Source organism: Aromatoleum toluolicum, assembly GCF_012911005.2.
Lineage (GTDB): Bacteria > Pseudomonadota > Gammaproteobacteria > Burkholderiales > Rhodocyclaceae > Aromatoleum > Aromatoleum toluolicum.
On the sequence record NZ_WTVS01000179.1, the window covers coordinates 1 to 816 of the forward strand.

Here is an 816-nt window from a genome sequence, read left to right on the forward strand (position 1 = left end):
TCGCCGCGGGCAGCGCCGGCATCGAGGCGGCGACCAACATCGTCGTGAAGGAAGCCAACCGCACGATGCTGTTCTACGTGTATGGGGCGGTGATCGTGCTGTGCTTCATCACCTTCCGCAACTGGCGCGCGGTGATCGTCGCGGTGGTGCCGCTGGTGGTGACCTCGATCCTGTGCGAGGCGCTGATGGTGGTGCTGGGGATCGGCGTGAAGGTCGGCACGCTGCCGGTAATCGCGCTGGGGGTGGGGATCGGTGTCGACTACGCGCTGTACCTGCTCTCCATCCAGCTTGCGCAGCAGCGAGCAGGGGCCTCGCTCGCGGACGCACATCGGCGCTCGATTCAATTCACCGGCAAGGTGGTCGCGCTGGTGGGGGTGACGCTCGCCGCGGGGGTGGTGACGTGGATCTGGTCGCCGATCAAGTTCCAGGCCGACATGGGCATCCTGCTGACCTTCATGTTCGTGTGGAACATGGTCGGTGCGCTGATCCTGATCCCGGCGCTGTCGCACTTCCTGCTGAAGAGTCCGAAAGGCGCGCAGCGTGTCGGGGCGATGCCGGTGCTCGGCCTGGCGGCGCGATAACAGAGGCGGAAACGATCGATGAGCGTTCAAATGCGTGCAATGACGATACTGAATTTCCCAGTCTGGTCGCAGCTGTGGCCGGGCGTGCTGACGGCGATCACGATCGCCCTGGCGGCGAGCTTCGTCGCCGAGCACCAGGGCGGGCCGCAGCTGCTGTACGCGCTGTTCTTCGGCATGGCGTTCAACTTCGCCGCGGAGGGCGAGAAGATCCGCGCAGGCATCGAGTTCGCCTCGC

The 816-nt window shown here is 65.6% G+C and carries 1 protein-coding gene and 1 pseudogene; both read left to right on the forward strand.

Annotation, left to right across the window (positions count from 1 at the left end; genetic code table 11):
• On the forward strand, positions 1–581 hold a 581-nt coding region (locus GPA27_RS28245), incomplete at its 5' end, for an MMPL family transporter (RefSeq protein ID WP_169143726.1).
• 18 nt (positions 582–599) lie between these two features.
• Positions 600–816: pseudogene (locus tag GPA27_RS28250) on the forward strand (putative sulfate exporter family transporter); the annotation flags it as partial.